At 37.9% G+C, this 21,519-nt stretch carries 18 protein-coding genes and 1 pseudogene; 5 read left to right on the top strand and 14 right to left on the bottom strand.

Going from position 1 to position 21,519, the window contains the following annotated elements:
- Positions 1 to 59 precede the first annotated feature (59 nt).
- Positions 60 to 2,885 carry an excinuclease ABC subunit UvrA gene (uvrA, locus tag HCG69_RS09950; protein ID WP_221649924.1) on the bottom strand — a complete coding sequence of 942 codons (2,826 nt, stop codon included), beginning with the start codon at positions 2,883 to 2,885 and terminating at the stop codon, positions 60 to 62.
- A 7-nt stretch (positions 2,886 to 2,892) separates the two neighbouring features.
- Positions 2,893 to 3,588: a gliding motility-associated C-terminal domain-containing protein gene (locus HCG69_RS09945; RefSeq protein ID WP_221649923.1), complete on the bottom strand. Its 696-nt coding sequence runs from the start codon at positions 3,586 to 3,588 to the stop codon at positions 2,893 to 2,895.
- A gap of 143 nt (positions 3,589 to 3,731) precedes the next feature.
- Between HCG69_RS09945 and HCG69_RS09940 the strand changes: the two genes are divergently transcribed.
- Together HCG69_RS09940 and HCG69_RS09935 are read left to right on the top strand one after the other, a co-directional pair.
- Positions 3,732 to 5,519 (top strand): LysM peptidoglycan-binding domain-containing protein, encoded by a 1,788-nt coding sequence (locus tag HCG69_RS09940; RefSeq protein ID WP_221649922.1) that lies wholly within the window; start codon positions 3,732 to 3,734, stop codon positions 5,517 to 5,519.
- Between the two features lies 1 nt (position 5,520).
- Positions 5,521 to 6,225 carry a porin family protein gene (locus tag HCG69_RS09935; protein ID WP_221649921.1) on the top strand — a complete coding sequence of 235 codons (705 nt, stop codon included), beginning with the start codon at positions 5,521 to 5,523 and terminating at the stop codon, positions 6,223 to 6,225.
- A gap of 127 nt (positions 6,226 to 6,352) precedes the next feature.
- Here HCG69_RS09935 and HCG69_RS09930 read toward each other — a convergent pair whose 3' ends face one another.
- The 5 genes from HCG69_RS09930 to HCG69_RS09910 all read right to left on the bottom strand — a co-directional run bounded on the left by HCG69_RS09930 (position 6,353) and on the right by HCG69_RS09910 (position 10,036).
- Complete coding sequence (locus HCG69_RS09930; protein ID WP_221649920.1) at positions 6,353 to 6,799, bottom strand: DUF4293 domain-containing protein; 447 nt, start codon at positions 6,797 to 6,799, stop codon at positions 6,353 to 6,355.
- 149 nt (positions 6,800 to 6,948) lie between these two features.
- Entirely contained in the window at positions 6,949 to 7,284 is a 336-nt protein-coding gene (locus HCG69_RS09925) for a DNA-directed RNA polymerase subunit omega (protein WP_221649919.1), read from the bottom strand.
- A 15-nt stretch (positions 7,285 to 7,299) separates the two neighbouring features.
- A complete protein-coding gene (locus HCG69_RS09920) occupies positions 7,300 to 8,103 on the bottom strand; it encodes an outer membrane protein assembly factor BamD (RefSeq protein ID WP_007485988.1) in 804 nt (267 codons plus the stop codon).
- Positions 8,104 to 8,284: 181 nt separating this feature from the next.
- Positions 8,285 to 8,710, bottom strand: a complete 426-nt coding sequence (locus HCG69_RS09915; protein WP_221649918.1) for an amino acid-binding protein — start codon at positions 8,708 to 8,710, stop codon at positions 8,285 to 8,287.
- A gap of 27 nt (positions 8,711 to 8,737) precedes the next feature.
- The gene (locus HCG69_RS09910) at positions 8,738 to 10,036 is read right to left on the bottom strand and encodes a phenylacetate--CoA ligase family protein (RefSeq protein ID WP_221649917.1); all 1,299 of its coding nucleotides are present in this window, start codon (positions 10,034 to 10,036) and stop codon (positions 8,738 to 8,740) included.
- A 439-nt stretch (positions 10,037 to 10,475) separates the two neighbouring features.
- On the opposite strand from HCG69_RS09910, the gene uvrB reads away from it, so the two are divergent.
- On the top strand, positions 10,476 to 12,506 hold the full coding sequence (gene uvrB, locus HCG69_RS09905; protein WP_122201535.1) for an excinuclease ABC subunit UvrB: 2,031 nt from the start codon (positions 10,476 to 10,478) through the stop codon (positions 12,504 to 12,506).
- A 204-nt stretch (positions 12,507 to 12,710) separates the two neighbouring features.
- On the opposite strand, the gene HCG69_RS09900 is transcribed toward uvrB, so the two are convergent.
- From HCG69_RS09900 to HCG69_RS09880, 5 genes are all read right to left on the bottom strand, one after another.
- Entirely contained in the window at positions 12,711 to 14,270 is a 1,560-nt protein-coding gene (locus tag HCG69_RS09900) for a toll/interleukin-1 receptor domain-containing protein (protein ID WP_221649916.1), read from the bottom strand.
- Positions 14,271 to 14,971: 701 nt separating this feature from the next.
- Positions 14,972 to 15,916, bottom strand: a complete 945-nt coding sequence (locus HCG69_RS09895; RefSeq protein ID WP_221649915.1) for a hypothetical protein — start codon at positions 15,914 to 15,916, stop codon at positions 14,972 to 14,974.
- 312 nt (positions 15,917 to 16,228) lie between these two features.
- Positions 16,229 to 16,432: a hypothetical protein gene (locus HCG69_RS09890; protein ID WP_195350449.1), complete on the bottom strand. Its 204-nt coding sequence runs from the start codon at positions 16,430 to 16,432 to the stop codon at positions 16,229 to 16,231.
- 2 nt (positions 16,433 to 16,434) lie between these two features.
- The gene (locus tag HCG69_RS09885) at positions 16,435 to 17,343 is read right to left on the bottom strand and encodes an IS1595 family transposase (protein WP_221649914.1); all 909 of its coding nucleotides are present in this window, start codon (positions 17,341 to 17,343) and stop codon (positions 16,435 to 16,437) included.
- Positions 17,344 to 17,547: 204 nt separating this feature from the next.
- Positions 17,548 to 17,850 (bottom strand): hypothetical protein, encoded by a 303-nt coding sequence (locus tag HCG69_RS09880; RefSeq protein ID WP_221649913.1) that lies wholly within the window; start codon positions 17,848 to 17,850, stop codon positions 17,548 to 17,550.
- An 83-nt stretch (positions 17,851 to 17,933) separates the two neighbouring features.
- Between HCG69_RS09880 and HCG69_RS09875 the strand changes: the two are divergent.
- A pseudogene (locus HCG69_RS09875) lies at positions 17,934 to 18,408 on the top strand (hypothetical protein).
- A 228-nt stretch (positions 18,409 to 18,636) separates the two neighbouring features.
- On the top strand, positions 18,637 to 19,065 hold the full coding sequence (locus tag HCG69_RS09870; RefSeq protein ID WP_025867749.1) for an Hsp20/alpha crystallin family protein: 429 nt from the start codon (positions 18,637 to 18,639) through the stop codon (positions 19,063 to 19,065).
- A gap of 102 nt (positions 19,066 to 19,167) precedes the next feature.
- Here the strand turns inward: HCG69_RS09870 and HCG69_RS09865 are convergent, their stop codons facing one another.
- Positions 19,168 to 20,322 carry an ABC transporter permease gene (locus HCG69_RS09865; RefSeq protein ID WP_221649912.1) on the bottom strand — a complete coding sequence of 385 codons (1,155 nt, stop codon included), beginning with the start codon at positions 20,320 to 20,322 and terminating at the stop codon, positions 19,168 to 19,170.
- A 90-nt stretch (positions 20,323 to 20,412) separates the two neighbouring features.
- Positions 20,413 to 21,516, bottom strand: coding sequence for an ABC transporter permease (locus HCG69_RS09860; RefSeq protein ID WP_221649911.1), 1,104 nt, complete (start codon positions 21,514 to 21,516; stop codon positions 20,413 to 20,415).
- Between the last annotated feature and the right edge of the window lie 3 nt (positions 21,517 to 21,519).

Raw genomic sequence — 21,519 nt, 5'->3', positions numbered from 1 at the left:
TTTACCACCAGCAGGCGTACAAGTCCGGTAAAATCCGCTACCGGAAACGGTATTCCTCGCTAAAGGGAAAGTTCCTCGCGAAGAAACTTCGGCGTATATCCTTTCTTGCTCTTCGCAACCTCTTCAGGCGTACCGAAACTGAGAAGTTTTCCTCCTCCCTTTCCACCATCCGGGCCCATATCAATGATATAGTCTGCCATCTTTATTACATCCAGATTATGCTCTATCACAATAACCGTATTTCCCTTATCTACAAGCTTATTCAGTACATTCATCAGCACACGGATATCTTCAAAATGCAGTCCGGTGGTAGGTTCATCAAGGATATAAAGTGTCTTACCGGTATCACGCTTTGAGAGTTCGGTAGCCAACTTCACACGCTGACTTTCACCACCGGAAAGAGTAGTTGACGACTGCCCTAACTTAATATATCCCAAACCAACGTCTTGTATCACTTTTATCTTATTCAGAATTTGTGGCACATTTTCAAAGAATTCAACTGCACGATTGATAGTCATATCCAACACATCGGCTATGGATTTTCCTTTAAAACGTACTTCCAAAGTTTCGCGGTTGTAACGTTTGCCATGACACACTTCGCAGGGTACATATACATCCGGCAGAAAGTTCATTTCAATTGTCTTATAACCATTCCCGGAACACGCTTCACAACGTCCGCCAGACACATTGAACGAGAAACGTCCCGGCTTATAACCACGTATCTTTGCTTCCGGTAATCCTACAAACAAATTGCGAATATCAGAAAAAACACCTGTATAGGTAGCCGGGTTGGAACGTGGTGTACGTCCCAACGGAGATTGATCTACATTGACCACTTTATCAATATTCTCTAATCCTTCAATCGAACCATATTCCAACGGATCCTGAAGAGAGCGATAAAACTTCTGCGAAAGAATAGGCTGCAATGTTTCGTTTATCAACGTAGATTTGCCACTACCCGATACACCGGTCACACAAATCAATTTACCCAATGGGAATTCCACATCCACATTCTTCAGATTATTTCCTTTTGCACCGCGAAGCCATAATGACTTACCATTACCGGGACGGCGTTTGGCAGGAACTTCTATCTTCTGCTGACCATTCAGGTACTGCGAGGTTAATGTAGACGTCTGTAACATCTCCTGTGGCTTACCGGCAAATACCACTTCACCACCCAGACGGCCCGCTTTAGGTCCCATATCAATCACATAATCAGAAGCCAACATCATATCTTTGTCATGCTCTACCACAATCACAGAATTACCCATATCGCGCAATTCCTTCAATGAGTTAATCAGACGCAGATTATCCCGCTGATGAAGTCCGATACTCGGCTCGTCCAGAATATAAAGCACATTCACTAACTGTGAACCAATCTGTGTTGCCAATCGAATACGCTGACTCTCACCACCCGATAAACTCACCGAACTACGATTGAGAGATAGATAATCCAACCCTACATCCAACAGGAATTTCAGGCGTGTACGAATTTCTTTCAATATCTCGGCTGCAATCTTCTTTTGTTTATCAGACAGAAACTCATCCACCTTCTGCAACCAGTCATAAAGCTCGCTGATATCCATATTGGAGAGTTCATTGATATTCTTATCATGAATGCGGAAATGCAATGCCTCTTTATTAAGTTTCGCTCCCTTGCATTCAGGACAGACGGTAGTACGGGCAAACTGTTCTGCCCACTTCTGAGCTGTAGCCGAAGCATCTTTCTCCTGCAACATCTGGATATACTTCACTACACCCTCATACGTTACGAAATAATCAGAAGAGGTGCCAATGAGTGAACTCTTTATCTTAATTCGTTCATCCGATCCATACAGCACTTCATCCATAGCATCCTCCGGCAAATCTTTAACCGGAGTTTTCAATGTGGCTTCATACTTTTCAAGCAATGCACCGATTTGCCAGAATATCATTGCATTCTTATATTTGCCCAACGGAGCAATAGCACCTTCATAGATAGACATGTTCCGGTCAGGAATCACCTTATCGATATCAATCTGATTCACTACTCCAAGTCCCTTACACTTTGGGCAGGCTCCTTGCGGAGAGTTAAAAGAGAAATTATGCGGAGCCGGTTCCCTGTAGGACAGTCCGGTTACGGGGCACATTAAACGCTTACTATAGTGACGGAGTTCTCCGGTAGTGACGTCCAATATCATTAGTAATCCGTCACCCTGACGCATTGCTGTGGCAACACTTTGTTTCAGACGTTTATCGTCCTTATCGCCCACTATCATTTTATCAATCACTACTTCAATATCATGATTCTTGTAGCGATCCAACTTCATACCATGCGTCACTTCACGTACCTCACCATCTACACGTACATAAAGATACCCCTTCTTACGTACTTGTTCGAACAGTTCTTTATAGTGTCCTTTACGGGCACGCACCAACGGTGCCAACATATAGATTTTCTTGCCTTTATAATCTCCTAAAATAAGGTCAAGTATCTGCTCTTCGGTATATTTCACCATTTTCTCTCCTGAGAGATAAGAGTAAGCTATTCCGGCACGGGCATAGAGCAAACGGAGATAATCATAGATCTCCGTTGTTGTACCCACTGTAGAGCGGGGATTCTTGTTTGTTGTTTTCTGTTCGATGGAAATCACCGGACTCAATCCGGTTATTTTATCTACATCAGGACGCTCCAGATTACCCAAAAAATTACGGGCATAAGCTGAAAAGGTTTCAATATAACGTCGTTGTCCCTCAGCAAATATCGTATCGAATGCCAAAGAAGATTTACCACTTCCGCTCAATCCGGTAATAACTGTCAGACTGTTACGGGGAATTTCAGCATCAATATCTTTCAAATTATGTACACGCGCACCGTATACATTTATATATTCTGTTTCCTGCATATCCTTTTTACCTCAGTATATTTATATCTCCTTTATGTTTATACACGACTCCATCTGCACCACGTGCTTCTACTACGATAAAATACACGCCTACAGGCACCTGATGCCCACGGGATGTTCCATCCCATCCCTTATCAATGTCCGTCAATCCCCACTGATATAACTTCTGTCCCCAGCGATTGAACACAACAGCATCGAAACTAACAAGTGATTTATACTTCACTTTAAAAATATCATTAATGCCGTCTCCATTAGGTGAAAAAGCATTAGGTATTTTCAATTCCGACTCAGGTACCTGAATGATAAACACATCTGATACCGAAGTTGGTCCGTCTTCTGTTTCCGTATCGCTCACCTGTAACCTGACATAGAATGTCCCCGAAGTAACAAAATCAAAAATGGTTTCTTCTTCATAACGTGGTGACCCGCTTATAGGATCATTAAATGCCTCATCAGATGCAAAATTCCATTCATAACGTAATGTTGGAGAAGGAGACTCAATATTGGCCACAAAACGAAATTTAAGTGGAGCCGACCCCACATATGGTTCTCCACCGGCCTCAAGCGTCTTAGGCTCTGTAGGATCAGTACCATTCTCCAGTAGCAATATAGCCACAGGATTTAACTTAATCTGTGCCCAACCCTCTGAAAAAGGAAAGGCAAGACAGAACAATATTATATAAGATAATCTGTGTAGTGACATAACATCTGCAAAATTAATGTTTCCACTTGAATTATGGTCTTAAAGAAACACAATATTATTTTCTTAACTCAATTATTAGGCAGATATATATCAGAATTTGTACCTTTGTTGCCTGATTTTAAGAACTAATAGTTTAAAAATTGATGAGACCCTTAATAAGCCGAATACTCTTTCTTCTGTTTTTTATAAGCATCTCTTGTATGAGCCTTCATGCTCAGGAGAATCAATCTTACTTCCTTCACACCATTGAAAAGGGACAAAGTTTATATTCCATATCCAGTATGTATGGAGTCAGTCAATCAGATATCATACAGTTAAACCCGGGATGTGAAGAGAAAATCTATGCAGGACAAACAATCCGGATTCCTCAGAAACAAAAAGCATCAAAACAAGATGAAAAGTTCCACACCATTGAAGCTGGAGAAACCTTATATAAACTAACTACAATATATAATGTATCGGCTAAAGCAATCTGTGAAGCCAACCCCGGACTTAGTGCCGAAAATTTCCGTATCGGGCAAGTGATCCGCATTCCTTCTGCCGAAGAAGTTGCCCAAGCCACTGCCACTCCTTTGACTCAGGACGTTGCAACAACTTCTCCATCGACTACCACCGTTCAGGGTCCTGTTCAATCCAGATGCAAAGATATGCATAAGGTAAAACGACGTGAAACCATTTTCAGCGTCAGCCGCGAATACGGAATCAGCGAACAGGCACTGATTGATGCTAATCCGGAACTAAAACAAGGGATGAAAAAAGGACAGTTCCTTTGCATCCCCTACCCTTCGGCAAAACCTGTGGCACCTCAGGAAAATAAAGACATAACTCCTCCTACTGATAAGGAACTATTCCTGGCCAGCAAAGAAGCACCGGAAAAGATAAGCACCATAAAAGCAGCCATATTATTGCCTTTCCTTCAAGATAAGCGCATGGTTGAATATTACGAAGGATTTCTTCTTGCTGTAGACAGCCTGAAACGTACAGGCACTTCTATTGATCTTTATGCTTATAATTGTGGAGACGACAATGCTTCTCTAAATAGCATTCTTGCTAAAGACGAAATGAAAAAGATGAATATTATCTTTGGTCCGTCACAGTCAAAGCACACAAAAGCACTGGCAACTTTTGCTAAGAAACATGATATTCGTATGGTTATTCCTTTCTCTTCAAAAGAAGAAGAGGTATTTAGCAATCCGTTTATTTATCAGATTAATACTCCACAATCCTATCTGTATTCAGAGGTATATGAACACTTTATACGTCAGTTCTCCAATGCCAATATAATCATATTGGAAGCTACGACGGTAGATAAAGATAAAACAGAATTTATCAAAGGACTGAAACAGGAACTGACAAACAAAAGAATTCCGGTAAAGACACTCCCCGAATCAGCCACAGCACAAGCGATGAAGGAAGCTCTACGCAGTGATAAAGAAAATATTTTTATCCCTACGTCTGGTAGTGACGTGACACTCATTAAAATCATTCCGCAGCTAACTGTACTGGTAAGAGAAAATCCAGACGCTAACGTACACCTTTTTGGTTACCCGGAATGGCAGACTTATACAAAAGATCACCTGGACAGTTTCTTTGAGCTGGATACATATTTTTACTCTTCGTTTTATACAAACAACATGCTTCCGGCAGCTATCAACTTCATTAACTCTTATCACAAATGGTATAGCAAAGATATGGCCATCAATTATCCTCAATACGGAATGTTAGGATTTGATACGGGATTCTTCTTCCTGAAAGGATTATCCAGATATGGCTCCGAACTGGAAAAGAATCTACCTAAAATGGATCTGACCCCTATACAAACCGGATTTAAATTTCAACGGGTGAACAACTGGGGAGGTTTCATCAACAAAAAGGTATTCTTTGTTCATTTTACAAAGAACTTTGAATTAGTAAAGCTTGATTTTGAATAAGATGACACATATAAAAACAACAATCATAACAGTAGTGTTACTAATAGGCATTGCTTTTCCGGCAATGGCACAGATTGGCGAAATGCGTCACAATTTTGCCATCGGAATAAATGGTGGTGTCAATCTCAACAAAGTAACTTTTCAACGAAAGATCAAGCAAAGCATGCCCATGGGAATCACAGGCGGACTGACTGCCCGTTATATCTCTGAGAAATATTTTGCTATGATTTGCGGTGCACAGGTTGAGCTAAACTTTTCACAACGAGGTTGGGAAGAGGCTTTTGAATTAGCTGACGGCACAAAAGACCTTAGCCGAAGTTATAGCAGGAATATGAATTACATAGATATTCCTTTTTTAGCCCATCTGGCATTTGGCAAAGATTATGGTGTACAGTTCTTTATCAATCTGGGACCACAGGTAGGTTTTTTAATAGGTGAGTCAGAGAAGGCAAGCGGATGGACGGCCGAACAAATTGCCAGTGCAAAAGAATATGGAAAGAAGATAGAAAACAAGTTTGACTATGGAATAACCGGAGGAGGTGGACTTGAAGTAAGAAGTAAAAAAGCCGGTAGTTTTCTGTTAGAAGGAAGATATTACTTTGCGTTATCCGATTTCTACCATACCAGCAAAAAAGACGATTTTGACCGTGCAGCCCACAATACCATATCAATAAAGTTGACTTATCTGTTTGACTTGAAGAAATAATTCAAAAGATACAGCCCCTTAAGATTATCAGAGATTTTAATAATATTAGCCTACTTATAAAAAGATGCCACACCGTCCTACAGAACGATGTGGCATCTTTTTTTTAAAGTATACAATATTGTATGATCTATCTCAACCTATCAGCAGCGTGCACCATTGCTTCATCACGACCGATTGCACGTATGGCTAAATAATTGAGAATAATAGCAATCAATGGAAAACACAACGCCCAATGAAACTGAAAGGAAGTTTCATCACTACGAAGCACAAAGAAGAAAGCAAGGAAAGCCATATAATACCCCACCAATAATAAACTATTGAATATAGTCATACGAATCTGCAATATACGGTTCTTAAAAAGAAAGATAGTAGCAAATGCAACAATTGCAGCCAGCATCAATATACAAAAAAGCCCCCATGTAGACTGAAATGTATCACCCATTGTAAGTCCGAGTGGTTTAAAAACACTTACCGCTCCATTTAAATTAATCAAAGAGCCTACAGGCAAACACATACTCGCTATTAACAAGCCCGTAACAAGCAACAAATAAATACTCTGAATACGTTGAATCATATTGTCTTAGTAGTTTTAAAAGTTTATAACGATAAAAAAATAACCGACAGTAAAAAAATAGCCAAGTAATAATAAGAACACTCTTCCTACTTACTACTTGACTATCTAATTCTTACTACGTTATTCTATTCTTAACTTCTTGCGTTCTTTTACTGCAATTTTTCTTTTTCCTTGGCCGGATTTCTATAATAAATCTTACCTTCGATATACTCTTGTGTAGCAATCAATGCAGGCTTTGGCAATTTCTCATAATAGCGAGAAATTTCAATCTGTTCACGATTCTCAAATACTTCTTCCAGGTTGTCATTATAAGAAGCGAACTCTGCAAGCTTCTTGGAAAGATCACTCTTGATTTCCACACTAATCTGATTGGCACGTTTACCAATGATAGCCACTGTTTCGTAAACATTACCTGTATCAGCACACAATTCCATCATGTCACGCGTAACGGTGTTAGTAGGAGCATTCGTTTTTTTGTAATCCATAAATCTATTTATAATTTAATCTTTAATTACTTTGGTTGATGCATTAAATATCTTTTCGGCTTCCTTCAGATACTTACTTTCCGGAAACTCATTCTTAAAAGCATAATATTCATCGACAGTTTCACGATAACGATCTATCTTTTTCTCTTCTATACTATTAATAGCCATTTCATATTTAGCACGAAGAATCAGGATAGAGAGATCCTCACGATAATCAGTATAAGGATAATCTTTTAGCGCATTCTGAGCAGTGATTACACATGACTCATAATTATTACCCATATAATTACCCAAATTGTAATACAATTTGGCAGACATAAATTCTTTCAGAACAAGCTTATCCTGAAGAGCAAAAATCATATCCTGAGCTTCCTGTTTTTTAGAACTTGCAGGATAATATTCAAGGAATGTCTGCAGTTGCTGAATAGCTGTATAAGTACCAGACTGATCCAGACGCGCCTCCGGGGTATCCAGATAAAGCGCTTTGCCTGCATGATAACTTGCCAATTCAGCAAATGTGCCACGCGGATAAGTATTGGTATAGGTTATAAATGTCTGGGCAGCAGTTGAATAATCTTTCTGATTATAATAACTCATACCTAACATATAAAGAGATTCTTCTGCTTTATCGGTACCTTTCAGAATGGTTATCAGCTCATTCAATAATGTAGCAGAACGCCCATATTGACCTTTAGCGAAGTAGTTTTTTGCCGCCTCATACTTATATTCGTAATCGGTACTTTTTAGCAACTTATTGTACTCTCCACACGAGGAAAGTGTAGCGGCTGCAAGCAGAGTTATAATAATATTCTTCTTCATCCTATTTTAAATAATGCGCAAAGTTACAGAATCATGCGGAATAAACCAATTAATCAATGTTTTTTAATATAAAATAGGAGTTGAAATATAGAATATAGAAGTTAGTAGCTGGCAGTTGGAATCTATGCAGATTAACTATATGCCGCAAAGATTCTAACTACCAGCTACCAATTTCCAGCTTCTAAAGCCTATACAGATCACTTGCTGCCAGCAAATCTACTTTTTTCTCTGTGAGTACACGAATACAATTCTCCATATCATTAGGACGAATCACAACATTTGCCGTATTGTTATTAGCAAACGAATACATGTATTCAATAAATACCCCTTCATCAGATAAAAATCGCAATACTTTGGCAAGTGCACCTGGCACATTAGGGCAACTAATGCCTACTACCTCTGTTATATTCACGGCAAAATGATTCTCTTTCAAAGCCTTATAAGCTCTGTCAGGGTCAGATACTATACCACGCAAAATACCAAAATCAGCATTTTCGGCTATACACAAGGCAGAAAGATTTATATTTTCTTTTGCCAACACTTCAGTCACTTCCGTCAAACGACCAGACTTATTTTCCAAAAAGATAGAAAGTTGTTTTGCTACCATAATATTTGAAATTTAAAAAGTTACAACTCACAATTTTCTATTATCAATCACTCTCTTCGCTTTGCCTACACTACGTTCAATGCTACGCGGTTCCACCAGCTTCACATCTACCCCCAGTCCCAATACGCTTTGCAGACGAGAAGTAAGTTTCTTCTTCAATGCCAGCATTTTATTGATCTCGTCAGAATAAGCGTCTTCACGAACTTCCACCTTCAGCTCCATCGTATCCGTATTATTCTTACGATCAATAATCAACAGATAATGTGGTTCGAATTCCGGCATCTCAAGGATGACAGACTCAATCTGAGTTGGGAATACATTAACTCCACGAATAATAAGCATGTCATCACTACGTCCCAGAATACGATCCATGCGCACTAATGTACGTCCACAAGTACATTTATCATAATGTAAAGCAGTAAGATCTTTTGTACGATAACGCAATAAAGGCATTCCTTCTTTAGTAAGATGAGTGAAAACAAGTTCACCGGTTTGTCCAGGTTCAACAGGTTGCAGCGTATGAGGATCAATTATTTCAGGAAAATAATGATCTTCATTCAAATGTGTACCATGCTGGCATTCACACTCATAACCCACCCCCGGGCCGGCAATCTCACTCAATCCATATATATCATAAGCTTTAATTCCCAGTTTTTCTTCTATTTCACGACGCATATTCTCCGTCCACGGCTCAGCTCCGAAAGCACCGGCTTTCAACTTAAACTCTTCACGGGGAAACCCGGAATCTTTAATCGCATCAGCCAGATAAAGCGCATAAGAAGGCGTGCAACACAACAAAGTAGAGCCAAAGTCATGCATCAGAGTTATTTGTTTCTCTGTATTACCACTTGACATGGGAATAACCGATGCTCCGATATTCTCGGCTCCGGCATGAGCCCCCAGACCACCAGTAAACAAACCATATCCATAAGACACCTGGAAGATATCCGAGCTGTCAGCTCCATAAGCAGTAAAGGCACGTGATAAACATTCCGTCCACGAAGATAAATCTTTGCGGGTATATCCTACAACAGTAGGCTTACCCGTTGTTCCTGAAGAGGCATGAATACGCACAATCTGACTCATCGGAACCGCACATAGTCCGAACGGATAATTATCTCTCAAATCGTACTTGGTGGTAAACGGTAATTTTACAATGTCATCAATGCTGTTAATATCATCCGGAGTAATTCCTAACTCCTGCATCTTTTTGCGATAAAAGGGGGTGTTGTGATAAACGTGCTCCACAATCTTTTTGAGCCGTATACTTTGGATTTTGCGAAGACTCTCACGGTCCATGCATTCGATACTTTCGTTCCAAATCATGTTTCTCGTTGTATTTATATTTGTATTAATCTGTTTTTCCTTTATACAACTCGCTGAGGGAATTAAATAAATAATGAGTAAATTTCGGCTAAATCAAACAAGAAATAATAAAGTGTACACTTTTACCTCACAACAATGTACACTCTTGCCATACAAAAGTGTACAATATTGACCCACCAAAGTGTACACTTTTATAAGCGCTGATTACCAGTGCTTTACAGTCATCCATTTAGAAGGATAAAAAAACGATTCATGAGATAATTCAGAGCTTCATTTCTTTGCTGATTTACCTCTCCGCCAACCTTCTTTTAAACCACTTCACATCAACTCCAGCGATGTTTTATAATAAACTGTTGCAAAGTAAAGGATTTATTTGGAAAAACAATTTGTTTATCTCAACTATTTTCCCGAATATTGCTCCCCCTTTTAAAACAAAAACATGAATTTTGAATTAACATCCGCCTATAAGCCTACAGGCGACCAGCCTGAGGCTATTGCCCAATTAACCGAAGGTATAAAACAAGGATTACCTGCCCAGACCCTATTGGGTGTTACGGGCTCAGGAAAGACGTTTACTATAGCCAACGTCATAGCTAATATCAACAAACCTACATTGATATTGAGCCACAACAAAACGCTGGCTGCCCAGCTATACAGTGAATTTAAAGGATTTTTCCCCAACAACGCTGTGGAATACTATGTTTCATACTACGATTATTATCAGCCGGAAGCCTATCTTCCCAGCTCTGATACGTATATCGAAAAAGATCTTGCCATCAATGATGAAATAGATAAGCTACGGCTTGCCGCCACTTCTTCCCTACTCTCAGGACGTAAAGATGTAGTGGTAGTTTCTTCTGTTTCATGCATCTATGGTATGGGAAATCCATCCGACTTCTATGACAATGTCATAGAAGTGGAACGGGGGCGTATGCTGGATCGTAATGTATTTCTGCGCCGTCTCGTAGACAGCCTTTATGTACGCAATGACCTGGATCTGAATCGTGGTAACTTCCGTGTAAAAGGTGATACAGTAGACATTTATCTGGCCTATTCCGATACCATCCTGCGAGTGACTTTTTGGGGAGATGAAATTGATGGAATTGAAGAAGTAGATCCGATCTCAGGCATAACAATTGCTCCTTTTGAATCATACAAAATATACCCGGCTAATTTATTTATGACAACCAAAGAGGCAACTCTACGTGCTATCCACGAAATAGAAGATGACCTTACCAAGCAAGTAGCCTTTTTCGAATCTATCGGAAAAGAATATGAAGCCAAGCGTCTTTATGAACGGGTGACGTATGATATGGAAATGATTCGCGAGCTGGGGCACTGTTCCGGTATTGAGAACTATTCACGTTATTTTGATGGTCGCAGTGCCGGTACCCGCCCCTATTGCCTGCTCGACTTTTTCCCGGATGACTTTCTAATTGTTATAGACGAAAGCCATGTTAGCGTCCCACAGATACGTGCTATGTATGGTGGTGACCGCGCCCGAAAAATCAATCTGGTAGAATATGGTTTTCGCCTACCTGCAGCCATGGACAACCGTCCTCTTAAATTTGAAGAGTTTCAGGAAATGGCCAAACAGGTTATTTATGTCAGTGCGACTCCGGCCGATTATGAACTGGTACAGTCTGAAGGTATCATTGTGGAACAAGTAATCCGACCTACCGGTCTGCTTGACCCTGTGATTGAGGTACGTCCCAGCCTCAACCAGATTGATGATCTTATGGAAGAAATTCAAATACGTATCGAAAAAGAGGAACGTACTCTCGTGACGACTTTAACTAAGCGCATGGCTGAGGAATTAACAGAATATTTGCTTAATAACAATGTGCGATGCAACTATATCCACAGCGATGTAGATACACTTGAGCGTGTAAAAATTATGGACGACCTTCGTCAAGGTGTGTACGATGTATTGATCGGTGTAAACCTTTTACGTGAAGGACTTGATTTACCAGAAGTATCTTTGGTTGCCATTCTTGATGCAGACAAAGAGGGATTCCTGCGCTCCCATCGTTCCCTGACACAAACTGCCGGACGTGCTGCCCGAAATGTAAACGGAAAAGTAATCATGTATGCAGACAAGATGACAGAAAGTATGCAGCTGACAATTGACGAAACCAACCGACGCCGGGAAAAACAGCTTGCTTATAATGAAGCAAATGGCATCACCCCACAACAAATAAAGAAAGCACGTAATCTCGCTGTATTCGGTGGAAACAATACCGAGGAAATGCTAAAAGAAAAACATGTTTATATAGAACCATCAAGCCCGAATGTAGCTGCTGATCCGATCATTCAATATATGACTAAAGCTCAGATGCAAAAGAGCATAGACCGTACACGCAAGTTAATGCAGGAAGCTGCCAAAAAACTGGAATTCATCGAAGCAGCTCAATATCGTGACGAATTACTGAAACTGGAAGATCTTATGAAAGAAAAGTGGGAAGAATAAACAGAAACTCTTAATAAAAATTGAATTCAATAAGCAAAATATTAATCAATGTTATAAAACATGTTTTTTCTCCCACAAAATTTGCTAATATTCGGAAAACCCGTACATTTGCAATGTGTTTTTCATAGTATTAGATTTAAGGTTAACAAAGGTTGGAGCAAGGCGTTGCTCCTTTTTTTATGTCCATACCACATATTCATTCTTTTATTTTGCCTTATTGGCTACTTTTTTTAAGTACTCATCAAGTAGTTTTTTTCGCAATAGTTCATCTAACTGGATAGAGACAGATAATTTTCCATCATTTATACCCAGAAACTGAATGATATAAGGTTCTACTGGTTCTCCTTTGGCAACACTCCTGCTGGTAGTCGATAAAACTTCTTTTCCGGTTTCTCTTTCTTTTGAGTTTTCTGTCAGTGAAGATATCTGTGCATTAACACCCAATTCTGTGAAAGGTATAGAAGTATTTAAGCATTCCGCCCAAGCTCTCCCCAAAGAATGATATTTCTTACTATCAGCAACAAATCCTTTTCCCTGTTCTGCACCACAGTCTGGATAGGAATACCGGGACAAAGAAGTTTCCATTCCATTATAAAGAGAGCTAAACGTTTCTTTTCCTTTTATTATATTTTTGGAGATCGAAGTACTCTTCAACTTAGAGAATCCGGTAGCTTCAATAGTCGTACTACTCGTAAAATCTTCGGCACTACCTGTTATCACCGATTTCAAATGACGCGAAATAGTTAAATTCAATTTTCCCTTTGTACCACTCTTCATCTGAATTGCTACAAACATTTCACCGGTTTTATATTTATACTCCCTCATTATATCATAATTCAAAGAAGATAAAACCATTTTCTGAACAATATCGAATGTCTCTTCTTTGTCAGAGATACTACTATCAATAATCGAGTTTATCTCTTTTCCCTGTGATATTGCCCATAAATAAATGGCACGAACTATCGCCTGTTCACGTGCCTCAGTCTCTTCAAGTCCGGGATCGGAAATGCCAATATGCACCATTCTCTGATTTGAAAAGATCCATTCAGGGATACCACTTTCAACAGGTGCAACAGGAACCGTACCAACATTCAGTGTCGTTGTCGGTTTTGAAGTTACCGGGACCTCTTTTCCATTCTCTATATGTACCGGCACTACTACAGAGTCCTTTTTAAAAGAATCTGTTTGCAACACTTCAGAAATTTCATCCGGTATCAGATCCTGATTTTTTACCCCCCACCAAAGTCCTCCGACTATTAATAATCCAACTATAGCACAACAAGCTATAATTATCCCCATCTTCATTCTGTGAGGTTGTCCTTCCTTCTTCCGAGGTGTATCCAGTGGAACTACTACCCGATTCTGGCTCTTTAAAAAGGTAGTGAGCGTCTGTATTAAACTACCAAAGCTCTTATTCGGGTTTGGATAAGCATCAATCCAATGTTTACGGGCCAGGTAGTAATCTAACGAATCATTCAACTCTGATTTATCAATCCGAAATGGGATTATTATTTTTCCTTGGTTGAAAGCCTTATCAATTTCATTACCCACATGTGGCGAGTTATTTGAATGGATAGAAAAAATAAGTACCACCAACCGGGCTTCCCGAATGGCATTAACAATTTCAGCAGCATAGGGCTGACCGGGAGTAACATCTCTCGGAGCAATCCAACAACGTATTCCCGCCTGTTCTAAAGCATGACAAAGAGCGGTTGCTACACTTTTATCTTTACTTGAATAGCTAATAAAAACATCGTGTTTCATAATATTACAAACCTGGATCTATTGAGAATTTTACAACTTCAGGAGACAAATATAAGTATTCTCATCCATTCAGAAGAATTTAATCATTAGACTTTTCACTTCCTATTATTAAAGCGCTCTATTATTTCTCAAGACATTGAAACAATCGGAAATTTCTTAATAAAACTTCAATCCAATCCTGCAACTATTAATCAATGTTATAAAACATAGTTTTACTCTTGACAAATTTGCTATATTCCGGAAAGTCCGTATATTTGCATTGTGTTTTTCATAGTATTAGATTTAAGGTTAACAAAGGTTGGAGCAAGGCGTTGCTCCTTTTTTTATGCCTATACGTTTGCTTTCTCTAAAAATAGTAATACATTTGCAATACAGACATTTCCTCCAAACATCCAAGTATTATCATATAAATAAATTCAAAGCTTTACCAAGAGTTATAATAAGACAAAATGTATTCTAACATAATTTTATTGATAAAATACATAGATTGTTTCATTCAAATAAAACTATAAATCAATATATAGAATTGGTAAGTTGAAGATATCAAGAACAAAAAGCTATTAAAATAATGGCAGTTATATACGACTTTACCCTATCCCTTTCGTAATAACCTTTAGTTATAAATAATGCGCCAACTTCGGATAAGTAAGCTGGCGCATATGTTTTTTAATCGACTGCTAAGATAGCAATTATTTTTCAAATTACAAAAAAATTACTTCCATAATTGATATTTCATATATTTTTTTATTTGTATCATTATTTGCTTCATAAGGTGTATAAATAATTATTTTAGTTCCTTTTCTAATATCTTCTATATCAGCAAATAATGTATATGATATTTTTACTTCTTGTTCTTCTGCTTTTAATTCATTCCCATTTGTATCCAAAAAACGTATCTTTATTTTTGCTTCTTTAGTATAATCTATTTTAGCACCTTCCCCCTTCTTTATTATTTTCCCAATGACACCTCTTTTTAACTTAATTATATCTGTTTCCTTAGATAATTTATCAAAGAAATCATCATGGATTTCTTTCTCTTTCGCATATTTTTGCTCCATTATTCTTTTTTCTTTTTCTTCTTTTTCATTGCCATTTTCAACTTTTGAATAATTCATTATAGGGCTTTCCTTTTCTAAATTTATTGTTGATATTACTTCTTCAAAATTAGAGGATAATATGAATTGCCAAGAACATAGACGAATATCACCTGAATTAGTTTTTGCTCTGAATTTATGAATCAATCCCATTCCTATAAAGTGTGATTGATAATTTCTTTTTAAACTATCTATTACGTTAGGATATGTTATATTTGTGAACCAATTAATTGCAAGGGAAAGATTAAGTTCATCTTTTGTTGGAGAAATATCATATATCTTATTTCTATCAAATATTTTATTCAAAGAATCCTTTATCTCTAAACTTCTCTTATATGTTTTAGTACCATTAATATAAACTTCATCCATTGTATAGTCTGAAAAGAGGCTATCTATATTCCCATATTCGACTGGTTCATAAGATCCAAAATCATTTAAGGTTTTAAACATATAATCTTTGATAGTTTTTTTAGCTTTTTCTTCTGGACTAAGAGTACATGATATAATAGAAACTGCTAATAATAAAAGAAATGTTAATTTTCTACTTTTCATAACTTTGTGTGTTTATTGGTTAATACTAAAACTCTTTCTAATAGCAGTAACCATACGCAAAGACATAAAAAAAAGCGTAGAACCACTGCCTAACGCCATCGGAGACTACCACATCTCACCTACTAATAGACAGTGTGCTCTACGCCAAATACTGGCGTATAAACGCAATCCACCCATTAGTAGGTTTAAAAATAGCCTTATTTGCTGTCAATGTGGTAGTTCGATGGCGCTTAGGCTATAATATGTAAAAAGCGTATCATCTATTCAATGATACGCTGCAAATATAAGAATAACTTCATAAATTACAAATACTTAATTCTTCTTCTTTTTCTGTTTCGGCTTTCTTGTAGCCAAAGAAATCATTTTTTCTGGAAAATCTTTATATTCTGGATAAGGAAAGCTTTTAAGCATTTCCTCTAAATTTGCAAGTGCTTCTTGAAATTCCTCCTTAGAGATTTTACCTTCTTTCATCTCTGAATATGCTTTTGCTATACTATGAATCTTTTTCTTTCCCATAATTAAGCGATATTTCGCAAAAGTAAATTAAATCTTTGAGAATCCGTGAAATTTCGAGTATTAAATCGAAAAACAAATTCATCAACATACTTTTGCAAATGTTTTTTGCTTACTCTAATGTATGTTCCTTTTATAGTTCGTTTGAAAGTAGTCCACGCATTTTCAATGCTGTTAGTACTTACTTGGATTATCTCACCATCATCTGTAACATAAGTCATTCCATAGAATTTTTTGCTATGGTCAACAGACCTCTGCTTATACTTTTTACGCAATCCAGTGTATTCCCACCCATCAGTATAAACTACGCTTCCTTTCTCTACGTTTTTCTTTATAATTGGAACTAATGTCTTAGCCTGTGTATTAGGTACTACTACTGCCATTATGTTTCCGCCTCTTTGCCTAATACCAAATACAGGGACTTTATCCTTATAACTACGCCCTTGACTTTTTTCTACTTTCTTATCCTTATGACGATTTATATTTTTACCTCCTACAAATGTTTCATCTACCTCAACTTCATCAGACAACTTAGAATTTTTAGCATTCGATTTAGCTGCAAATTCTCTAATCTTCATAAGCATGTGCCATGCCGATTTTTGAGTAATCTCTAAAACCCGTGCTAACTGGCATGAAGAAATACCTCCTTTATCAGCTTGAAACATAAACATAGCAAGTAACCATTTTGTGATAGGTAATTTTGTATTTGCAAGAGGTGTACCAGTCTTTACATCGAAGTAACGACTGGTATTCTTACATTTATACTTACCATTGCTACATTTATAGACCTTAGAAGTAGGATCATATGGCGATACGACCTTTCCGTCCCATCTCATCTTCTCAAAGTATTTAATAGCATTTTCTTCACTTGAAAGAGCTTTTGAGAATACTGTGTATAAACTTTCGCCTTTCATAATGTTCACATTTAAGTTTGCTTAAATATACTAATATTTAGGTATATATACAAATTAATTGCGATATATTTTCTAACAAAAAAGAAAAGAACTATCTTTGCTTAAACTTTAATTTTATGATTATGGGAAATAACGAAAAAACATCGAAAAGGGTTGCTAAAATAGCATCAGAGCTTCTTAGGAATCCAAAGACCCCTCCAAAAATTAAATCTGTTGCCGCTTCTGCCCTGACGCAAACGCCGGACAAAAAGAAAAAGAAGTAATTTCTACAATGCAGGTTTTAGGTATTACCATAATACCATTAGCCTGCATTGGAGTATTATTAGTTTCCTCAGCAAAATTGTGTGCTAATGAAATTACTTTATTATCTTCATAAATTATCTTACCTACACTATTTATTATAAGAGAATTAGCTGTGTAATCTGATATATCCCTCCATCCAGATTCTACCCCATAACTATCTTCCCATTTCACTAATACAATATTACCAATTTTTATTTTTTTCATATATTTATACTAAAATTGCCCTCAATGCGAGCCATTACTTTTTGTTATAAGGTGTCAAGTCGTATATAAGTGCCAAAATAATTATGGAACAACAACCTCAGCTCAACGATCACAATAAACAGGAGTATCCTCCTATGCATTCATGTAGAACACATTCTGAACGCAACCATGGTGAAAACTTTTGGCTGTCCACGTTCGCGAACGGCTCACATAGAAAAGAAAAAAAGTAAATGTGACTACGAACTTTCTTCCTGCCCTACTGACGGACAAATACAGGCTGTAGAAGATAAAGTAAATGAAGTTATCAATCAACATCTCCCTGTAACGATTGAATTCATGCCCAAAGAAAAAGCTAAAGATATCGTAGATCTTAGTAAACTGCCGGAAGATGCAAGTGAAACTCTACGCATTGTCCGTATAGGAGATTATGATGCTTGTGCCTGTATCGGACTACATGTAGAAAATACCTCTGAAATAGATACATTCAAAATCATCAGTCACGATTATGATGAAGAAAAAAAAGTATTGAGGATACGGTTTAAGCTAATAAAACAATAGGAGAAAAAACAAAAATCTATCTATCTTATATAAAATAAACAAAAATAAGTAACATTATGGCATAAATAGCGAAACTTTGGCGCTTCAATTCTGACAAATAGTCAAATACAAGAACAAAAATGCCTTGGCATATGTTTTGCTTAATTATTAATGAACAACGGTTCCGGAAACGGAACGGAAGTTCATTAATTAACCGAATGTTTAACTAAAAGATAGGAGACTAAAATTATGATGCCTGTTAGAAGAACTCAGAACTGGTTACCAAGTATTTTTAACGATTTCTTTGATAATGAATGGATGGTAAAAGCAAATGCTACTGCACCCGCTATTAATGTAATCGAATCAGAAAAAGAATACAAAGTAGAAGTGGCTGCTCCGGGGATGACGAAAGAAGATTTCAACATCCGTATCGATGAAGATAATAATCTTGTTATTTCTATGGAGAAAAAAACAGAGAACAAGGAAGAAAAGAAAGACGGTCGCTATCTGCGTCGTGAGTTCTCATACTCTAAGTTCCAGCAAACAATGATTTTGCCTGATAATGTAGACAAAGAAAAGATTTCAGCTCAGGTTGAAAATGGTGTCCTTGCCATTGAACTTCCAAAGCTTAGCGAAGAAGAGATTAAAAAGCCTGAAAGAACCATCGAAATAAAATAATCATTAGACAAACGTTACAACAGATTAAATAAAAAACAGTTTCCCACTAAAAAGGGGAACTGTTTTTTTATAATCAAATGTCTCTATGAAAACAAGTAAAACCTACATCCTCTTTCGATAACTTCGTACAGCCCACACATTAAAGAACAAAACAAATACCAATAATGCTCCCAATTGTGGTAACATATCTGTAAAACCACTCCCCTTCAGATAAACCATACGCATTACCTGCATCAAATACTTCAGCGGATTGAGAATAGTAATCACTTGCGCCCACTCCGGCATACTGCTAATAGGAGTAAACAACCCACTCATAAGAATAAGGATAAGCATACAAAACCACATAACGAACATAGCTTGTTGCATGGTAGCAGAATGGTTGGAAATAACCAGTCCCAACCCGGACATGGAAAGGACGAAAAGAATAGCAAAGAAGTAAATAACAAGAAAATGCCCGACAGGCAAAATGCCATAAAGTAACCAGGCAAGGATGAAACAAATGGTAAGTACCACAAAACCAATGAGCCAATATGGAAAGAGCTTAGCCAGAATAAAAGTAAATTTACTCACCGGCGTAACATTTATTTGCTCAATAGTACCAACTTCCTTCTCACTAACGATGTTGAGAGCAGGCAAAAAGCCACAAATAAGGGTAAGCAACATCACCATAAGGGCCGGAATCATGAACAATTTATAATTAAGGTTAGGATTGAATAAGTTGAGAGTTGTATAGTTAGTTGAAAGTTGAGAGTTGAAAGTTGAAAGTTGGGAATTCGTCATGACACTTACATCCCCCGACGTATCTCCCCATGCGGGAAGCACCACTACCTCAGAAGCATAATTTTGAATGATATTAGAGAGATAAGAACCACCAAGACCACCTTTGGTACCATTCACCGCATTAGCAGCAATGAGAACGTGAGGACTACGCCCCACTGTGCAATCCTTTTCAAAATCACGTGGAATTTCAAGAATAATATCGGCATCACCAGCTTCTACATTCTTCAGCGCCTCATCATACGAGTCAGGAAGTGCTGTCAGACGAAAATAAGTAGAAGCGGAAATCTTATCAACCAACCGGCGAGAAGTAACCGAATGATCATTGTCTACAATATTGAGAGAAACATTCCGTATCTCCAGATTCATAGCCCAAGGCATAAGAATCATAATCATACAAGGAAAAACAAGTATGAGACGCGGAAGGAAGGAGTTGCGAAACAACTGCTTGAATTCTTTTTCAATGAGAAACTTTATCATATTCAATAATGTGCCAATATGCCAATGTATCAATTGGCTGGCGCGTTTTAGTAGGTTAATTATATTAGTTAATTCTCACTTGTTGATATATCATTCCAATCTGTTCTTGAACTTTTTAAAACTAACCGTTATCAGTACTGCTGCCATCAATGCCAGGATACCCACTTCTTTCAACACCAATGTAATATCCACTCCTTCAATCATCAGTTTACGAACAGCCTGAATATACCAACGGGCAGGTAATATATCAGAAATAATCTGCAATACCAACGGCATGCTCTCTATAGGAAAAATCATACCGGAAAGAATCATTGTCGGCATCATCAGTATCAACCCCGAAGCAAGCATAGCCGCCACCTGTGTTCGTGTTACAGAAGAGATAAGTAGCCCTAATGCCAACGACACGAATATAAATAACAAAGACACCGTTATCAGCCAAAACAGGCTGCCTGCTACCGGTACATGCAGTACATAGACTGACAATAACAGAATAGTGACCAGGTTGATGAACGACAGCACAAAATAAGGTACCGCCTTTGACAAGATAACAAAAAGTGGTTTTACCGGAGAGACCAACAAAATCTCCATCGTACCGGTTTCCTTCTCGCGAACAATCGAAATGGAAGTCATCATCGCACAAATCAGCATAAGTATAAGTCCCATCACACCAGGCACAAAATTATAAGTACTCTTCATCTGCGGATTATAGAGCAATTTCACATCCGGCACAATAGTGGCAACCGACACGCCCGGAGGCATCAATTCCTGCTGTACGGAAGCAATGATACCGGCAGCATAGTTCGTTCGGGTAGTTGCCATATTGGGATCAGTGGCATCGGCCACAAGCTGTATTTGTGAGTCACCGGTATAAATGCCATCAGCAAAACGGGTACTGAATACAATGGCCAGATCGGCATCTCCTTCACGAAAAATCGTTTCCAACTCTTCCGGAGAGTGTATCATGCGCTCCATCCTAAAGTATTCGCTGGCACCGATACGATCTACAATACGACGAGTCATCACATCATTACTGGGATCAAGCACCACCACCCGCACATTTTTCACCTCTGTAGAGATAGCAAAACCAAAGAGGATAATCTGAACGACAGGCATACCCAAAAGGATTAGCATCGTTCTCCGGTCACGGAAAATATGATAAAATTCTTTTCTTACAAAGGCAAAAAACTGTTTCATAAT

It is taken from the genome of Bacteroides sp. K03 (assembly GCF_019734355.1).
GTDB lineage: Bacteria > Bacteroidota > Bacteroidia > Bacteroidales > Bacteroidaceae > Bacteroides > Bacteroides nordii.
Note: the sequence above shows the minus strand (reverse complement) of the source record. Positions and strands in the feature narration are given on the sequence as shown.

What these genes read in the sequence shown, in the direction of transcription:
- HCG69_RS09925 (WP_221649919.1), bottom strand. Translation starts at nt 7,284, where the DNA reads ATGGATTACAAAAAAACGAATGCTCCTACTAACACCGTTACGCGTGAC.
- uvrA (WP_221649924.1), bottom strand. Translation starts at nt 2,885, where the DNA reads ATGCAGGAAACAGAATATATAAATGTATACGGTGCGCGTGTACATAAT.
- HCG69_RS09915 (WP_221649918.1), bottom strand. Translation starts at nt 8,710, where the DNA reads ATGGTAGCAAAACAACTTTCTATCTTTTTGGAAAATAAGTCTGGTCGT.
- HCG69_RS09920 (WP_007485988.1), bottom strand. Translation starts at nt 8,103, where the DNA reads ATGAAGAAGAATATTATTATAACTCTGCTTGCAGCCGCTACACTTTCC.
- HCG69_RS09885 (WP_221649914.1), bottom strand. Translation starts at nt 17,343, where the DNA reads ATGAAAGGCGAAAGTTTATACACAGTATTCTCAAAAGCTCTTTCAAGT.
- HCG69_RS09940 (WP_221649922.1), top strand. Translation starts at nt 3,732, where the DNA reads ATGAGACCCTTAATAAGCCGAATACTCTTTCTTCTGTTTTTTATAAGC.
- HCG69_RS09945 (WP_221649923.1), bottom strand. Translation starts at nt 3,588, where the DNA reads ATGTCACTACACAGATTATCTTATATAATATTGTTCTGTCTTGCCTTT.
- HCG69_RS09890 (WP_195350449.1), bottom strand. Translation starts at nt 16,432, where the DNA reads ATGGGAAAGAAAAAGATTCATAGTATAGCAAAAGCATATTCAGAGATG.
- HCG69_RS09860 (WP_221649911.1), bottom strand. Translation starts at nt 21,516, where the DNA reads ATGAAACAGTTTTTTGCCTTTGTAAGAAAAGAATTTTATCATATTTTC.
- HCG69_RS09930 (WP_221649920.1), bottom strand. Translation starts at nt 6,799, where the DNA reads ATGATTCAACGTATTCAGAGTATTTATTTGTTGCTTGTTACGGGCTTG.
- HCG69_RS09865 (WP_221649912.1), bottom strand. Translation starts at nt 20,322, where the DNA reads ATGATAAAGTTTCTCATTGAAAAAGAATTCAAGCAGTTGTTTCGCAAC.
- HCG69_RS09880 (WP_221649913.1), bottom strand. Translation starts at nt 17,850, where the DNA reads ATGAAAAAAATAAAAATTGGTAATATTGTATTAGTGAAATGGGAAGAT.
- HCG69_RS09935 (WP_221649921.1), top strand. Translation starts at nt 5,521, where the DNA reads ATGACACATATAAAAACAACAATCATAACAGTAGTGTTACTAATAGGC.
- HCG69_RS09900 (WP_221649916.1), bottom strand. Translation starts at nt 14,270, where the DNA reads ATGAAACACGATGTTTTTATTAGCTATTCAAGTAAAGATAAAAGTGTA.
- uvrB (WP_122201535.1), top strand. Translation starts at nt 10,476, where the DNA reads ATGAATTTTGAATTAACATCCGCCTATAAGCCTACAGGCGACCAGCCT.
- HCG69_RS09910 (WP_221649917.1), bottom strand. Translation starts at nt 10,036, where the DNA reads ATGATTTGGAACGAAAGTATCGAATGCATGGACCGTGAGAGTCTTCGC.
- HCG69_RS09870 (WP_025867749.1), top strand. Translation starts at nt 18,637, where the DNA reads ATGATGCCTGTTAGAAGAACTCAGAACTGGTTACCAAGTATTTTTAAC.
- HCG69_RS09895 (WP_221649915.1), bottom strand. Translation starts at nt 15,916, where the DNA reads ATGAAAAGTAGAAAATTAACATTTCTTTTATTATTAGCAGTTTCTATT.